Annotated in this window: 15 protein-coding genes; 11 read left to right on the top strand and 4 right to left on the bottom strand. The window is 45.9% G+C overall.

What is annotated here, in order from left to right:
- The 7 genes from HUJ19_RS01655 to dnaJ all read left to right on the top strand — a co-directional run.
- The coding region (locus HUJ19_RS01655) for a YebC/PmpR family DNA-binding transcriptional regulator (RefSeq protein WP_290621840.1) at positions 1-360 on the top strand (360 nt) is incomplete at its 5' end.
- Positions 361-744: 384 nt separating this feature from the next.
- Positions 745-1020, top strand: a complete 276-nt coding sequence (locus HUJ19_RS01650) for a hypothetical protein (RefSeq protein WP_290621839.1) — start codon at positions 745-747, stop codon at positions 1018-1020.
- A gap of 57 nt (positions 1021-1077) precedes the next feature.
- Positions 1078-1362: a hypothetical protein gene (locus HUJ19_RS01645; RefSeq protein WP_290621838.1), complete on the top strand. Its 285-nt coding sequence runs from the start codon at positions 1078-1080 to the stop codon at positions 1360-1362.
- A gap of 302 nt (positions 1363-1664) precedes the next feature.
- The gene (locus HUJ19_RS01640; protein WP_290621837.1) at positions 1665-1811 is read left to right on the top strand and encodes a hypothetical protein; all 147 of its coding nucleotides are present in this window, start codon (positions 1665-1667) and stop codon (positions 1809-1811) included.
- Positions 1812-1817: 6 nt separating this feature from the next.
- The gene (locus HUJ19_RS01635; RefSeq protein WP_290621836.1) at positions 1818-2678 is read left to right on the top strand and encodes a hypothetical protein; all 861 of its coding nucleotides are present in this window, start codon (positions 1818-1820) and stop codon (positions 2676-2678) included.
- 153 nt (positions 2679-2831) lie between these two features.
- Positions 2832-4757 carry a molecular chaperone DnaK gene (gene dnaK / locus HUJ19_RS01630; RefSeq protein ID WP_290621835.1) on the top strand — a complete coding sequence of 642 codons (1926 nt, stop codon included), beginning with the start codon at positions 2832-2834 and terminating at the stop codon, positions 4755-4757.
- A gap of 280 nt (positions 4758-5037) precedes the next feature.
- Positions 5038-6168 carry a molecular chaperone DnaJ gene (gene dnaJ / locus HUJ19_RS01625; protein WP_290621834.1) on the top strand — a complete coding sequence of 377 codons (1131 nt, stop codon included), beginning with the start codon at positions 5038-5040 and terminating at the stop codon, positions 6166-6168.
- 90 nt (positions 6169-6258) lie between these two features.
- Here the strand turns inward: dnaJ and HUJ19_RS01620 are convergent, their stop codons facing one another.
- From HUJ19_RS01620 to HUJ19_RS01605, 4 genes are read right to left on the bottom strand one after another with little or no spacing between them, the layout of a single operon-like run.
- Positions 6259-7434: a 5-(carboxyamino)imidazole ribonucleotide synthase gene (locus HUJ19_RS01620; RefSeq protein ID WP_290621833.1), complete on the bottom strand. Its 1176-nt coding sequence runs from the start codon at positions 7432-7434 to the stop codon at positions 6259-6261.
- Positions 7431-7928, bottom strand: a complete 498-nt coding sequence (gene purE / locus HUJ19_RS01615) for a 5-(carboxyamino)imidazole ribonucleotide mutase (protein ID WP_290621832.1) — start codon at positions 7926-7928, stop codon at positions 7431-7433. Before purE ends, HUJ19_RS01620 begins: the two co-directional genes overlap by 4 nt.
- 9 nt (positions 7929-7937) lie before the next feature.
- Positions 7938-8876 carry a sodium-dependent bicarbonate transport family permease gene (locus HUJ19_RS01610; protein WP_290621831.1) on the bottom strand — a complete coding sequence of 313 codons (939 nt, stop codon included), beginning with the start codon at positions 8874-8876 and terminating at the stop codon, positions 7938-7940.
- Positions 8866-9078, bottom strand: coding sequence for a hypothetical protein (locus tag HUJ19_RS01605; protein WP_290621830.1), 213 nt, complete (start codon positions 9076-9078; stop codon positions 8866-8868). Before HUJ19_RS01605 ends, HUJ19_RS01610 begins: the two co-directional genes overlap by 11 nt.
- Positions 9079-9174: 96 nt before the next feature.
- On the opposite strand from HUJ19_RS01605, the gene HUJ19_RS01600 reads away from it, so the two are divergent.
- From HUJ19_RS01600 to dapB, 4 genes are all read left to right on the top strand, one after another.
- The gene (locus tag HUJ19_RS01600; protein ID WP_290621829.1) at positions 9175-10119 is read left to right on the top strand and encodes a LysR family transcriptional regulator; all 945 of its coding nucleotides are present in this window, start codon (positions 9175-9177) and stop codon (positions 10117-10119) included.
- Between the two features lie 95 nt (positions 10120-10214).
- A complete protein-coding gene (locus tag HUJ19_RS01595; RefSeq protein ID WP_290621828.1) occupies positions 10215-12212 on the top strand; it encodes an OPT family oligopeptide transporter in 1998 nt (665 codons plus the stop codon).
- On the top strand, positions 12212-12832 hold the full coding sequence (locus HUJ19_RS01590) for an arylesterase (RefSeq protein ID WP_290621827.1): 621 nt from the start codon (positions 12212-12214) through the stop codon (positions 12830-12832). The genes HUJ19_RS01595 and HUJ19_RS01590 overlap by 1 nt, the downstream gene beginning before the upstream one ends.
- A 30-nt stretch (positions 12833-12862) precedes the next feature.
- Positions 12863-13666: a 4-hydroxy-tetrahydrodipicolinate reductase gene (dapB, locus tag HUJ19_RS01585; RefSeq protein ID WP_290621826.1), complete on the top strand. Its 804-nt coding sequence runs from the start codon at positions 12863-12865 to the stop codon at positions 13664-13666.
- The last annotated feature ends 255 nt before the right edge of the window (positions 13667-13921 follow it).

Raw genomic sequence — 13921 nt, 5'->3', positions numbered from 1 at the left:
AAGATCGGTACTGAAGGCAGCGTTATGCACATGTTCGATCACAGTGCGATTTTCGTCTTTAAAAGCGATGATGAAGAAGGTGCGCTGGAAGCCTTAATGATGGCTGACGTAGACGTCACCGATATCGAGCACGAAGATGGCAAAATCACTGTTTTTGCTCCGCAAACCGATTACTTCAAAGCCAAACAGGCACTGCAGGAGCACTTTGGCGAGATCGAATTTGAAGTTGACGAGATTCAGTTCGTTCCAAAAGTTATGACTCAGATTTCAGGCGAGGATCTGGAAATGTTCGAGAAATTTTTAGACATGGCTAATGACCAGGATGATGTGCAGAACATTTATCACAACGCTGAGTATTAATCCCCCAGTTGTTACAAAATTCTGATACTAGACCTCTTTAAGGTTTGAAACTTTAAAGAGGTTTTTTATCTCCACTCAGACCACGGTTTTTTACCGAGGTTCCCATCTTTAAAAGTTCCATTAAATATCGTGACACAGTATTCACTGTAGACATTTTTAACATTAAAAATTACTTATATATCAATGATTTATATTAAATTCATTTGTGTGTTGTTTCGCAACTAATTCGAGAGGTATTAGCCACTGAAGCAGTGCTTGCTATCACAAAAAGGCGATAAAAAAGCTAAATAATTTTTACAAAGAATTGAGTGTGAATTGAGTCATGTTTATCGATTTTTGAGCGTGCTAAAACATAAGTCCACTTGTGACAAAAGGAGAAACGTTATGAAAAAGTCAATTGTGGTTCTAAGTGTTATTTTTGGTCTTACTGCTGGAGTAGCCTGCGCCAGTGATGCAGATGCGTTAAAGCAACAAGATGTTCGTATATGTGAAGCAAAAGCGCAGCAAAAGACTAATGAAAAGGGTCAACAGGCTGATAAGTCATGTGAGTGTGAAATTGAAAACACTGACTATGAAGCTTTGGCCGAAGCTAAGCAAAAAGGTGATTTAGCAAAAGTTCAAAAGATTAAGCAGGAAGCAAAAGAAGCCTGCGCTGAATAATTACGGATAAGTTCCCCTCCCCCAAATAGAAACAAAACGATATTGAAGGTGATTATTATGAAAAAGAAACTATTAGCCCTAAGTGCAGTAATTGGTCTTGCTCTAGCTGGCACATCTTATGCCAATGAAGCTGAGACTAAAAAACAGCAAGACTTACGCTCCTGTAAAGCACAGTCTGAACAGTTATCTGAAGATGCTCGTGCTAAACAGCAAGAAACTTGTAAGTGTGTGGTTGAAAATACCGACTATGAAGCTTTAGTCGAAGCCAAAAACAATGGTGATATGGCAAAAGCGCAGGAAATTAAAACTAAAGCACAACAAGCTTGCCTCGGAAGTAAATAAAGAAACCTCTTAAAATCATGCTCTGCATGAGCCTCTCCTAGCTAGAGGTTTCTTTAAATGTCTAAAAAGCTGGCCTGCGGGTCAGCTTTTTTTATGTGTTGTACAAACTATATTATTAGAGCATGATATTTATTATATTCTGGATATTGATTATGTATGGAATAAGGACAAATAAGTTACACTATCGTTTCAGTAAAGAGCAAAAACGCAGCTGGTATGACCAGTGTTTTGTTTAAGGTAATATCTTGCTCGATATGGTAGAAATAGATAAGTAAACTTATGTGTTAAATAGGAGGCTACTCATGTCAATTCTTGTGGGTAATGCAGGCCAAAAGATTCTTGAGAGAGAGCTTTTAAGGGATTATTACAACTTAAAGAAAGATACTTCTGCTAAGAAAGATCGTAAAAAAGAAGAACGAGATAAGAAGTCGGATACAGTTTCCGTATAAATAATATTGAATATAGCTTTTCCTGCCATCTTAATAGCATTATTTCTCCTGCCAGGATTTACTTTTGGCAGGGTTTTTTTTGTGCTTGGTGGGAATTCATCGACTGAGCATTTATTAGGCAAGCAGGGTGGTTTTGCATTAGTAATTAGCCCGTTAATACACGGGGTTACTATTTACCTAAATAACAGTTTTCTAGCTCCTTTCTTGACAGGAAGCAAGATTGAGCCCCTCATTTACTTTGAGCTAGTAGCAACAAATAATGGTACTCTAGTGTCCTCCGAGCAACTTCCGTCATTAATCCAGTTTGGAATATACTTTATAGCTGTAATGCTGATAGCTATATTATCAGCAAAGTTTTTCCAGTGGTGGAGAGAAAGGCTTCTACATAAGGTTATCCTTTTAAGCTATTACTATGAAAAGAAAAACTCTAGAGAAAACGTCTTCTATTTATTCGTTTATAAATGGTTAAGGTACGACAATGACTGGTTTAACTATTTTTCAGGATATCACGAGTTAAAGCCTACACTTTACCCGTTACCCACTACAAAAGATTCTGCCAAAAAGGCCAAAAGGATTAGGGAGAGAATTGTGACAATATGGGTTGAAGTTGATAAAGGGTATTGTACAAAGAAGTATTTTGGTTCGATTATTGATTACTCTGTAGATTCTAAAAATGAATTAACAAGTATCATGATATTGCCTTTGGTTGTAAAAGAAATTGTTAATGGTGAAAGGCAAGAGCCTGTAGAGTTTAGCGAAGAATATCCTGCCTTACCTATAGTATTAGATAAACAATATATACAAGATATTTTAGTAAATGTAGCAGATTGGACAGACCTTGAGCAGGAAGCAACTAGGCAGAATTAACGTCGTAACTTCATGATTGTTACATTATTCAAGACAAGATTATATCTCCTCAAAAATTAACCCCAAAAAAAGTAAGTTCAAGGGGTTGATCTCCAAAACCCGCACCCCATATATGTTTCAAGCAAGTTTTAACGTTATTTTTGGAGTAGTAAGATGGCCAAAATCATTGGTATTGACTTAGGTACAACAAACTCATGTGTTGCCGTTATGGACGGTGACAAGCCTCGCGTTATCGAAAATTCTGAAGGTGCGCGTACAACCCCATCCATTATTGCCTTTACTGATGGCGAGACTCTGGTCGGCCAGTCAGCTAAGCGCCAGGCGGTGACTAACCCGCAGAACACCCTGTTTGCTATTAAGCGTTTGATCGGTCGTAAGTTTAAAGACGACGTCGTTCAAAAAGACAAGGGTATGGTGCCATACAAGATTATCGAAGCTGATAATGGTGATGCCTGGGTTGAAGCAAACGGCAAGAAAATGGCTCCGCCACAGATTTCTGCTGAAGTTCTTAAGAAAATGAAGAAAACAGCGGAAGATTTCCTTGGCGAAGAAGTTAAAGAAGCGGTAATTACGGTTCCTGCTTACTTCAACGACTCGCAACGTCAGGCGACTAAAGACGCTGGCCGTATCGCAGGCCTTGATGTGAAGCGTATTATCAATGAGCCAACTGCAGCTGCCCTTGCCTATGGTATGGACAAAGAGCGCGGTGATCGCACTATCGCGGTATATGACTTAGGTGGTGGTACTTTCGATATCTCTATCATCGAAATAGCTGAAGTTGATGGCGAGCATACCTTCGAAGTATTGTCGACCAACGGTGATACCTTCTTGGGTGGTGAAGATTTCGACATGCGCGTTATCGAATACTTGGCAGCTGAGTTCAAGAAAGACTCGGGTATCGACCTGAAAGGCGATGCGTTAGCTATGCAACGTCTAAAAGAAGCGGGTGAGAAAGCCAAGATTGAATTGTCTTCAAGCACGCAAACTGAAATCAACCTGCCATACATCACTGCTGATGCAACAGGTCCTAAGCACTTAAACTTGAAATTGACTCGCGCTAAATTAGAGGCGCTGGTTGAAGACTTGATTGAGCGCAGTATGGAGCCAGTTAAGCAGGCGCTTAAAGATGCTGGTCTTTCAACCTCAGAAATTAATGACGTGATTCTAGTCGGTGGTCAAACTCGTATGCCTAAAGTGCAGGAAGCGGTTGCAGGCTTCTTCGGCAAAGACCCACGCAAAGACGTTAACCCAGACGAAGCGGTTGCCGTAGGTGCTGCGATTCAGGGTGCGGTATTGTCAGGTGACGTTAAAGACGTATTGCTACTGGACGTAACTCCGCTATCGCTTGGTATCGAAACCATGGGTGGTGTCATGACTCCGCTGATTGAGAAAAACACAACGATTCCAACCAAGGCATCGCAAACGTTCTCGACAGCAGAAGATAATCAGACCGCAGTAACCGTTCACGTGTTACAGGGTGAGCGTAAAATGGCCTCTGAGAATAAATCACTGGGTCGTTTTGACCTGGCGGACATTCCTCCAGCGCCACGCGGTATGCCACAAATTGAAGTGACTTTCGACATAGATGCCAACGGTATCATGCACGTATCAGCGAAAGACAAAGCCACTGGCAAAGAGCAATCAATTCAGATTAAAGCCTCTTCAGGTTTGAGCGATGAAGAAGTCGAGCAAATGATTAAAGATGCCGAGGCGCACGCTGAAGAAGATAAGAAGTTCCAGGAACTTGTCGAAGCGCGTAACCAGGCTGATGGTTTAGTACACGCAACTCGCAAGTCACTGAAAGATGAAAACATCACCTTCGAAGATGGCGAAAAAGAAGCTATCGAGAAGGCAGCTGAAGAACTGGAAGAAGCTATCAAAGGTAATGATATCGACGATATCAAAGCCAAAACTGAAGCCTTAAGCCAGGCATCAGCAAAATTAGCAGAGCGCATGTATGCCAACGCTCAGGCAGAAGCTGGCCAGCAGGCTGGTGGTGAGCAGGCGAAAGGCCAGGGCGCTGCTGATGATGTGGTCGACGCGGAATTTACTGAAGTTAAAGACGATAAAAAACAGTAAATTTATGCTCTGACTTTGTTGTAACGCATATTGCGGTACTCACGCACACTGAAGTGCGCTCCGTTCCTCATTATGCGTTACGCCGCGTCAGAACAAAAATTTTCATGCTTTTTATACAGTTAAGTATGGCTAGAGTATAGAGCCAAGCGGAAGCTGAGTATTGAGCTTAAGTCGAAAATGGAACAACGATAACGCAGGATAGGGTCTCTTGGGATACCGTCCTGCGTTTGCTGTAGTGAGCTGTAAGTCAGCCAGAGATCAACAACCAAAGTAGTTAAGTATGTCAAAAAGAGATTATTACGAAGTATTGGGTGTATCAAAGTCTGCGGATAAAGCCGAGCTGAAAAAGGCTTATCGCCGTTTGGCTATGAAGAATCATCCGGATCGTAACCCTGATGACAAGGAAGCCGAGGCTCGATTTAAGGAAGCCAAAGAAGCGTATGAAGTTCTAACCGATCCACAAAAACGTCAGGCTTATGATCAATTTGGTCATGCAGGCGTTGATCCGAATATGGGTGGTGGTCATGGCGGGTTCCATGGTGCTGACTTTGGCGACATTTTTGGCGATGTGTTTGGTGATATCTTTGGTGGTGGTCGCCGCGGTGGTGGTGGCCGACGTCAGGCGCGTGGTTCCGATTTGCAGTACAACATGGAGATTACGCTGGAAGAAGCGGTAGCTGGTGTGACTAAGACTATTCGCATTCCAACCATGGTTGACTGCGAAACCTGTGATGGCTCTGGTGCTAAACCGGGTACGGGAACTGCAACCTGTAGTACCTGTCATGGCCAGGGTGCGGTGCGTATGACTCAGGGCTTCTTCTCAGTACAGCAAACCTGTCCGGATTGCCGCGGTACAGGCCAAATCATTAAGGAACCTTGTCCAGATTGTCATGGACAGGGCCGTGTGCAGAAAACTAAAACTCTGCAGGTTAAAATTCCAGCCGGTATTGATACCGGGGATCGCATTCGCTTATCAGGCGAAGGCGAAGCGGGTGGTCCAGGCGCCGCTACTGGTGATCTCTATGTGCAGGTGCATGTTAAAGAACATCCGATTTTTGTGCGTGATGGCGCGAATCTTTACTGTGAAGTTCCGGTCAATTTTGTCACCGCGTCATTGGGTGGTGAGATTGAAGTGCCAACTTTAGACGGTAGAGTGTCTCTCAAGATCCCAGCCGAAACTCAAACCGGTAAAATGTTCCGCTTAAAAGGCAAAGGTGTTAAGGCCATGCGTGCTGGGTATACTGGCGATCTGATGTGCCGTGTGGTGATTGAAACACCGGTCAGCTTAAGCAAAGAACAGAAAGAATTGTTGAAGCAATTTGGTGAGACTTTATCGAGCGGTAAGAACAGTCCAAAGGAAAAAGGCTGGTTTGATGGAGTGAAGAAGTTCTGGGAAAATATGACTGGTTAAGTTCATTCTGAAGTTCTTTCCGAAGCTCTTTCCAAAAATAGTAAGCCCGCTAAATAGCGGGCTTTTTAGTCCTTACTTTAATTACCGAAATCACGAACCAGTCTGGCTTAATGACGACTGCGGATTATTGATATCAAGCAGTGTCTGGTGAAGCTTGGCTTCAACTTTGGCTGCATCCATATCATTGATATTGATGTGGCCTACTTTGCGACCAGGTTTGACTGACTTGTTATACCAGTGAATCTGTAGCTCATCATCAAGCAGGTGCTTGTCGAGTGGCGTTTTGCCCAACAGGTTGACCATGGCTGAATAGCCTTTATTCGGTGCCTGAGCTATCGCCTGTCCACTGATGGCGCGGATATGCTTGTGGAACTGCGATGAATTGCAGCCAATCTGTGTCCAGTGTCCGCTGTTATGGACGCGAGGTGCGAACTCATTAATCAGTAACTGATTATCTTTAAGGAAGAACTCAATAGTCAGTACACCAACATAATCCAGCTTTTCAAGCGCAGCACTTGCTATTTTTTTTGCCTGCTCAATGACTTCATCACTGACGTCTTTAGCTGGTGCAAAACTGTAATGCAGAATGCCGTCTTTATGGACATTTTCAGTCAAGCTGTAGTGCATAATATTACCATGCTGATCGCGCGCAGAGACGATAGACACCTCTTTATCAAAATCAATCATCTGCTCGGCAATAAAAGTATCTTTAGGGTTGGCCTGTTCAAGAACTTCGCACGCCTCCTGTAGATTCTTAACGCGCCACTGGCCTTTACCGTCATAACCGGTTGAACAGCGTTTGATGATCAACGGCCACCCTAGTTTGATGCCAGCATTCATGAGTGATTCGACATGATCAGTTGCCGCCCAGGGGGCAACGTCAAAACCTAACGATTCGATGAATTTCTTTTCCGAGCGACGGTTCTGAGAGATTTCTACCGCATCGGGATTTGGATAGACCGGACAAAGCTCATTTAAAGCGCGCAGCAGTTCCACATCTAGGTCTTCTTTTTCTACCGTAATGACATTTGGCTTGCCCAGCAGCAGGTAGATTTCATTGGCTGATAGTTTGGCGTAATCAGTTTGAACCAGATGCCCCAACCCTTGAACCGCTGAGGTGTCATCCTGCTCGGTGCATAAAAAGGCAAAGTTGTAGCCCATGGAAATACCGGCCAACGCCATCATACGCGCCAGCTGGCCAGAGCCGACAATCGCGACCTTGTAGCTGTTCGAATTAAGTAGATCGATTACATTCGCTGAACTCACTGTGAAACCTCCTCGGCGACTGAAGCCGTTTGGTTAGCTCGCCATTCTTGGAGAGCCGTTCTTAGAGTTGCATCGTGCAAAGATAGAATCTGGCTGGCCAATAGCCCAGCGTTGAATGCGCCAGCATCGCCAATCGCCTGACAGGCAACGGCCACGCCTTTTGGCATTTGCACCATTGATAATAAGCTGTCCATACCTTTTAGTTGCTTGCTCGACATGGGTACTGCAATAACCGGTAACCAAGTCATGGCTGCGGCCATGCCTGCCAGATGAGCGGAACCGCCGGCACCGGCGATGATAACCTGGATGCCGCGTTCTGCGGCTTCATCGCAAAACTGGTAAAGGCGATTTGGCGTGCGGTGGGCAGAAACAATCTTGGTTTCGTAGGGAACACCAAGCTCATCAAGCACGGTTGTGGCATGTTGCATGCTGTTCCAATCGGACTGCGAGCCCATGATGATGCTGACTTTAGGGCTGATTTGAGAAGAGCTCATAGTAATCTCCTAACTGAAAAGTAATTTGTGAATCAGGCTGTAGTACAACGGAATACCGACCAGAACATTGAACGGGAAGGTCACGCCCAGCGAAGCGGTAATCGCCACGCCTTGATTAGCCTGGGGTAGCGCAACCGACATGGCCGCAGGAACAGCAATGTATGAACAGCTGGCGCCTAGTGTCGCCAGTAATAAGGTACCGCCTTCGCTAAGTCCAAATGACCAGGCCAACAGGCCGCCGAGCAGGCCACCAATCAGCGGCATTAAAATGCCAAAGGTGGCGATGAAGGTGCCGTACTCAATCAGGTGCTTACTTTGACGAGCAGCAATCTGTCCCATCGCCAGCAGGAATAAGCCCAGCGCGCCGTGGAATAGATCTTTAAACAGTGGCGCTATCGAAGCCATCTGCTGTGGACCGGCCAACCAACCAATAAGAACACCACCGAATAACAAGAGCACGCCTTGATTTAAAAGTGATTCATGCAACAGGCCTTTGAGATTTACCGAGCTGTTGCGTTGCTTGGCCAGCAGAATACCCACCGCAATGGCCGGTGCCTCAAGAATGGCGACAAACAATGGGAAGTAGGCTTCATAGTCGACGCCCTTGCTTTCCAGAAAGGCTACTGCAACAGCGTAGGTTGCCACGCTGACCGAGCCATAGTGAGCGGCAATGTTGGCGGCATTGATCCGGTCGAGCTGGCCAAAGTAACGCAGCATCGGAAAGGCAATCAGAGGCAGGATAAAGCCAAAGGCCAGTACCGCAACTACCTGAATAATCAGGCTGGCAGAGAAATACTGTTCAAGCGCTGAGCCGCCTTTCAGACCAATTGCCAGCAACAGGAATAGAACCAGGCCCTTATACAGGCCCTCTGGGAAATCGATGTCAGATTTCAGGAAGGTGGCAATAAAGCCAAGCAGAAAGAAAACGACAACGATATCAATTTGCATGCTGGGCCTCGCCTGTATTGCTGCGACGGTCAGTGCGGCGCTTTGAGCTGCGTAGCGCTCGGCTGAAGCTCAAGACAAACAGTGCACCACCAACAATGGCCAGCATCCAGCTACTGTAGCCAAAAATGGCGAAGCAGCTGCCGATAAGCACAATCAGTAAAGATGTAAATAATTCAAAAGCTTGCGTACGATTAAATGACATTATGCAAAATTATTTATGAACTTGGGCGCTATTATAAGAGTTTAAAACTTAGTGTATAATCGATTTTATCTAAGTTTGATATAGAGGAATATCTATATGGCTGCGATTGCAACCCTGCGGCAACTGCAAATCTTTCTGGCGCTTCGTGAGCATGGTTCGGTGACAGCGGCATCCGCGGCGCTTTATCTGACTCAGCCGACGGTTTCGATGCAGCTGAAGAATCTTACCGAAAAAGTGGGCATGACTCTGTACCACCAGAGTGGCAAGCATCTACAGTTTACCGACGCCGGTCTGGAGGTGTTGAAAACCGCTCAGGAAGTGGTGGACAGCTTTGAGCATCTGGATATGCGTCTTAGCGCCTTGAAAGGCCTTGAAGCTGGTAAGTTACGGATTGCGGTAGTCAGTACCGCCAAATATTTCATTCCGCACCTGTTGGGTGAGTTTTATAAACTGTATCCGAACGTCGAGGTGAATTTTAGCGTGGGTAACCGCCAGCAGGTCATCGATCGCATGATGGATAATCAGGATGACTTTTATGTTTTTACCTATCCGCCGAAAGAAGTCAAACAGCTGGTCAAAATCAAATTCCTTGATAACCCACTGGTCGCAATTGCCCCTGAACATCATCCTTTAACCAAAAAGAAGCGAATAAAACTTGCAACTTTTCTCGAGTTACCTTTTTTGCTGCGTGAGCAAGGCTCGGGTACCCGCTATGCCATTGAGCAGGCCATGGCGAAAAAAAATATGCAGCTCAATGTCAGGATGATGATTGAAAGTAACGAAGCTATTCGCCATGCGGTGATGTCGGGGCTGGGGATTTCCATCTTATCGGCCTACACCCTGGTGTATGGAGAAGATGCGGGCCTGGCAGTATTGCCGGTTGAGGGCTTGCCAATCCATTCGCAATGGTATCTGGGCTATCTGGATACCAAAGAGCTGTCGCCAATTGCCCAACGCTTTCTCGACTGGGTAACTACCGAAGGGTATAAGCAGCTGGTCAAGGAGTCACAGAAAGTAATGAAGCATAAACCAAATACATAAAGGGTATGATGGGTGCATGCGGAATTTGACAGCTAATGCGCCCCTCTATTTAATAGGCCCATTATGATTTTCAGTTGAATAAAGAGGAGCGGCGCTTGAGCAGCAATAATAACAAGGGCTTAGATGGTAAAGCCTATGTGCCTTTGAAAGAGGGAGAGACATACAAGCCGTATGTTCCTGCCGAAGAGAATATCGCAGAGTTTACTTTTAAGGCAGTTGGTCTTGGGATATTGTTCGGGATTATTTTTGGCGCGGCCAATGCCTATCTGGGACTGCGTGCCGGACTAACCATCAGTACATCAATTCCGGTTGCAGTGATGGCGGTGGCTGTCTTTAAGATTCTGTCAAAGTTCGGTATCGGCAGCACCATTCTTGAAACCAATATCGCGCAAACAACCGGTTCGGCGTCCAGTTCGCTGGCCAGCGGTGTGATTTTTACTTTACCTGCCCTGTTTATGTGGGGCGTTGCACCAGACTTATTGCAGATGACTATTCTCGCCATGAGCGGTGGTGTGATTGGTATTCTGTTTATGATCCCATTGCGCAAATTCCTGATTGAGCGTGAACACGGCAAACTGCCTTATCCTGAAGGTACTGCCTGCGCTGAAGTGCTGGTGGCCAATGAAGTGGGTGGTAACAAGGCGAAATACATTTTCTATGGCATGGGTGCTGCGGCGCTATTTAAAACGCTTACCTCATGGATAAAGGTCATCCCCGACTATGCGGCGGTGAAAATTCCATTCCTGAAAAAAGGTGCTATCGGTATTGACTTGTCGGCAGCATTATTTGGTGTCGGTTATATACTTGGCCCACGTATCGCCTGGGTCATGGTGGGCGGTGGCTTGCTATCGGCGATCATCATCATTCCAGCCATAGCCTACTGGGGCGATACCCAGACCGCTCCTTTTTTCCCAGAACCCATCAAGCTAATTTCTGAGATGTCCACTGGCGAAATCTGGTCGCGTTATGTTCGCTATATTGGTGCAGGTGCGGTGGCTACAGCGGGGATCATTACCCTGATTAAAAGTGTCCCAGTGATGGTCGAGAGTTTTAAGGTCGGCGCAAAAAATATCGTCAAGCAGGTGGATGAAGAAACTCATACGCCAAAAGAGCAGGTAATAAAAGAACCACGCACCCATCAGGACTTGCCGATCAAGGTTGTATTCTTTGGCATATTGGCGGTGGTCTTGATGTTAACCTTTATGCCTGGTGTCTTCGGTGCGGTCGGTGGAATTGACACGCGCTTATTGGCAGCCATCTGTGTTGCGGTTTTTGCCTTCTTCTTTGTCACTGTGGCTTCGCGAATCGTAGGTCTGGTTGGGGTAACTTCCAATCCAACGTCAGGCATGACCATTGCAGCCCTGTTAGGTACGGCAACCATATTCCTGGCCATGGGCTGGACTGATACCAATGGTAAAGCAGCGACTTTGATTGTGGGTTGTGTGGTAGCCATTGCAGCTTCAATTTCTGGCGACACTTCGCAGGACTTAAAAAGTGGTTACCTGTTAGGCGCAACGCCTCGTAAACAGCAGATGGCAGAACTGATTGGCGTGCTGACTTCGGCAACCTTTGTCTGTTTATCTGTGTTGCTGCTGGCCGAAACCTTTGGCTTCGGCAGTAAAGAATTACCCGCGCCACAGGCGACTTTGATGAAGCTGGTGATTGATGGAGTGCTGGAGCAGAACCTTCCGTGGGTATTGGTTGCCATAGGGGTGGGAATTGCTATCGCCTGCGAACTGATCAAGGTTCCATCGTTACCCTTTGCGGTTGGTGTGTACTTGCCATTATCAACCATGACGCCAATCCTAATCGGTGGTTTAATTCGTCACTGGGTTGAGACAAAGACAAAGAGTGATGACGAGAAAGAAAGTCGCCGGGAAAAGGGCATTCTACTGGGCAGTGGCTTTGTCGGTGGCGAAGGCTTGCTCGGCGTGGCCATTGCAGCTATGGCCTTTATCGAGGGCAAAAAGCCTGATGGCGTTGGCACTGGCTGGATTGGCAGTGATGTGATGGCGATGATTTTGGGGGCTATTTCTTTCTCATTATTGGTCGTCTGGTTCGTGAAACTTTTAAAGAAAAGAGATGCCGCTTAATGGGTAATTTAAAGCACTATTTTCTGCTTCTTGTTTTAGTCGCTGGCGGTTTACTATTAACCGCCTGTGGCGATCCCAAGTTAGAACCGCTCACTCCCGGGGCAACCATCGTAGCCTTTGGTGACAGCCTGACAGAAGGCGTAGGTGCCTCAGAAGCTGGCAATTATCCAAGTCAGCTGTCGCAGATAACGGGCTTGAATGTGGTGAATGCCGGAATATCAGGCGAAACTACCGATCGAGGGCTCGCTCGCTTTGAAGATGTTCTTGAGCAACACAGTCCCGAGCTGGTGATTTTGCTGGAAGGGGGTAATGATATTCTGCGTAACCATAACCAGATCCAGACCAAGCAGAACCTGGCGGAAATGATTGCCATAGCTAACCGACGCAATGTACAGGTGCTGCTGATTGGCGTTCCGGAGAAGAATTTGTTCTCGGCGGTTGCTGATTTTTATGATGAGCTGGCCGAAGAACATAAGCTGGCCTATATGCGCGGCGAACTTTCGGATTTGTTAAAAACATCAAAATATAAATCCGATCAGATTCATTTAAATGCACAGGGCTATCGAGTGTTGGCCGAGAAAATTGCCGAAACACTGCAAGCCGAAGGCGCATTGGATTAAAAGAAGCATTACAGACAGGATAAAAGATAAATGACACCGATTGTAATTAATGCCTGCACCGGAAGAATGGGGCAGGAGCTGTTGAAAGCCGCTATCAATGACCAGCAGGTTGAGATTGTCGGTGCCATGGCACGTGAGCAACATAAAAAGCTGGGTACCGATATTGGCTACCTGGTTGGCATGGAACCGCAGGGCGTTTTCGTGGGAGATGATCTATCGGTAACCCTGAACGAACGAAAGGTGCTGATTGACTTCAGTTTGCCCGACCACTCAATCGAAACCTTGGCTCATGCAGTAAGTGCCAACTCACCGGTGGTGATAGGTACTACAGGATTTAGTGATGAGCAAAAGGAAAAAATTAGTGAAGCGGCGAAAATCATTCCGATTGTGTTTGCCGCTAATTACAGCCTTGGCGTTAACAGTTTATTAGGGCTGGTGAAGCAGGCTACTCAATTATTGGGTGACAAGGCGGATATCGAAATTTTCGAAGCCCACCATAAATATAAAAAAGACTCACCATCGGGCACAGCCTTGGCACTTGGCGAAGCCGTTGCTGAAACCAAAGGGCAGGATTTGAATGAAGTGGCAGAATGGGCAAGACATGGTATCGGCGAGCGTGAGCCTGGAGCGATTGGCTTCTCGGTAATGCGAGCTGGCGATATCGTCGGCACCCATGAGGTGGTGTTCGCATTAAATGGTGAGCTGGTCACTCTGCGCCATGAAGCGCAAACCCGCCAATGTTTTGCGCAAGGGGCAATAGAAGCTGCCAAATGGCTGCTGGGAAAACCGGCTGGGCTTTACGATATGCAGGATGTTCTTGGGCTAAAGGACTAGATAGAGATTGCTGTTTAAAAAATAATCAATCAAATGTGCATTAGGCGTAAGAGATCGTCCATAGAGTTTGTGAGAGATCTCTCAAGGATCTGTAATCTAGCGCCGTAAGATCACTCAGAAAATGTGCTTTTTATGCTACAGATTTTATCTAATTGGTTGATTTAAAAAGAATTTTTATTGTAATGCAGGCCTGACATCATGTCAGGCCTTGTTGTTATTGCTAAAAAAAAGAGTAGATTAACAAGTGTGCAAGGG

The sequence above is a fragment of the Kangiella sp. genome (genome assembly GCF_014762745.1).
In the GTDB taxonomy this organism is placed as follows: Bacteria; Pseudomonadota; Gammaproteobacteria; order Enterobacterales; family Kangiellaceae; genus Kangiella.
This window is presented reverse-complemented; position numbering and strand designations above follow the sequence as displayed.

Bases quoted from the DNA above. Each gene is read 5' to 3' on its own strand.
- HUJ19_RS01590 (WP_290621827.1), top strand. From the start codon at position 12,212: ATGGGTAATTTAAAGCACTATTTTCTGCTTCTTGTTTTAGTCGCTGGC.
- dapB (WP_290621826.1), top strand. From the start codon at position 12,863: ATGACACCGATTGTAATTAATGCCTGCACCGGAAGAATGGGGCAGGAG.
- HUJ19_RS01640 (WP_290621837.1), top strand. From the start codon at position 1,665: ATGTCAATTCTTGTGGGTAATGCAGGCCAAAAGATTCTTGAGAGAGAG.
- dnaJ (WP_290621834.1), top strand. From the start codon at position 5,038: ATGTCAAAAAGAGATTATTACGAAGTATTGGGTGTATCAAAGTCTGCG.
- HUJ19_RS01650 (WP_290621839.1), top strand. From the start codon at position 745: ATGAAAAAGTCAATTGTGGTTCTAAGTGTTATTTTTGGTCTTACTGCT.
- purE (WP_290621832.1), bottom strand. From the start codon at position 7,928: ATGAGCTCTTCTCAAATCAGCCCTAAAGTCAGCATCATCATGGGCTCG.
- HUJ19_RS01605 (WP_290621830.1), bottom strand. From the start codon at position 9,078: ATGTCATTTAATCGTACGCAAGCTTTTGAATTATTTACATCTTTACTG.
- HUJ19_RS01645 (WP_290621838.1), top strand. From the start codon at position 1,078: ATGAAAAAGAAACTATTAGCCCTAAGTGCAGTAATTGGTCTTGCTCTA.
- HUJ19_RS01610 (WP_290621831.1), bottom strand. From the start codon at position 8,876: ATGCAAATTGATATCGTTGTCGTTTTCTTTCTGCTTGGCTTTATTGCC.
- dnaK (WP_290621835.1), top strand. From the start codon at position 2,832: ATGGCCAAAATCATTGGTATTGACTTAGGTACAACAAACTCATGTGTT.
- HUJ19_RS01600 (WP_290621829.1), top strand. From the start codon at position 9,175: ATGGCTGCGATTGCAACCCTGCGGCAACTGCAAATCTTTCTGGCGCTT.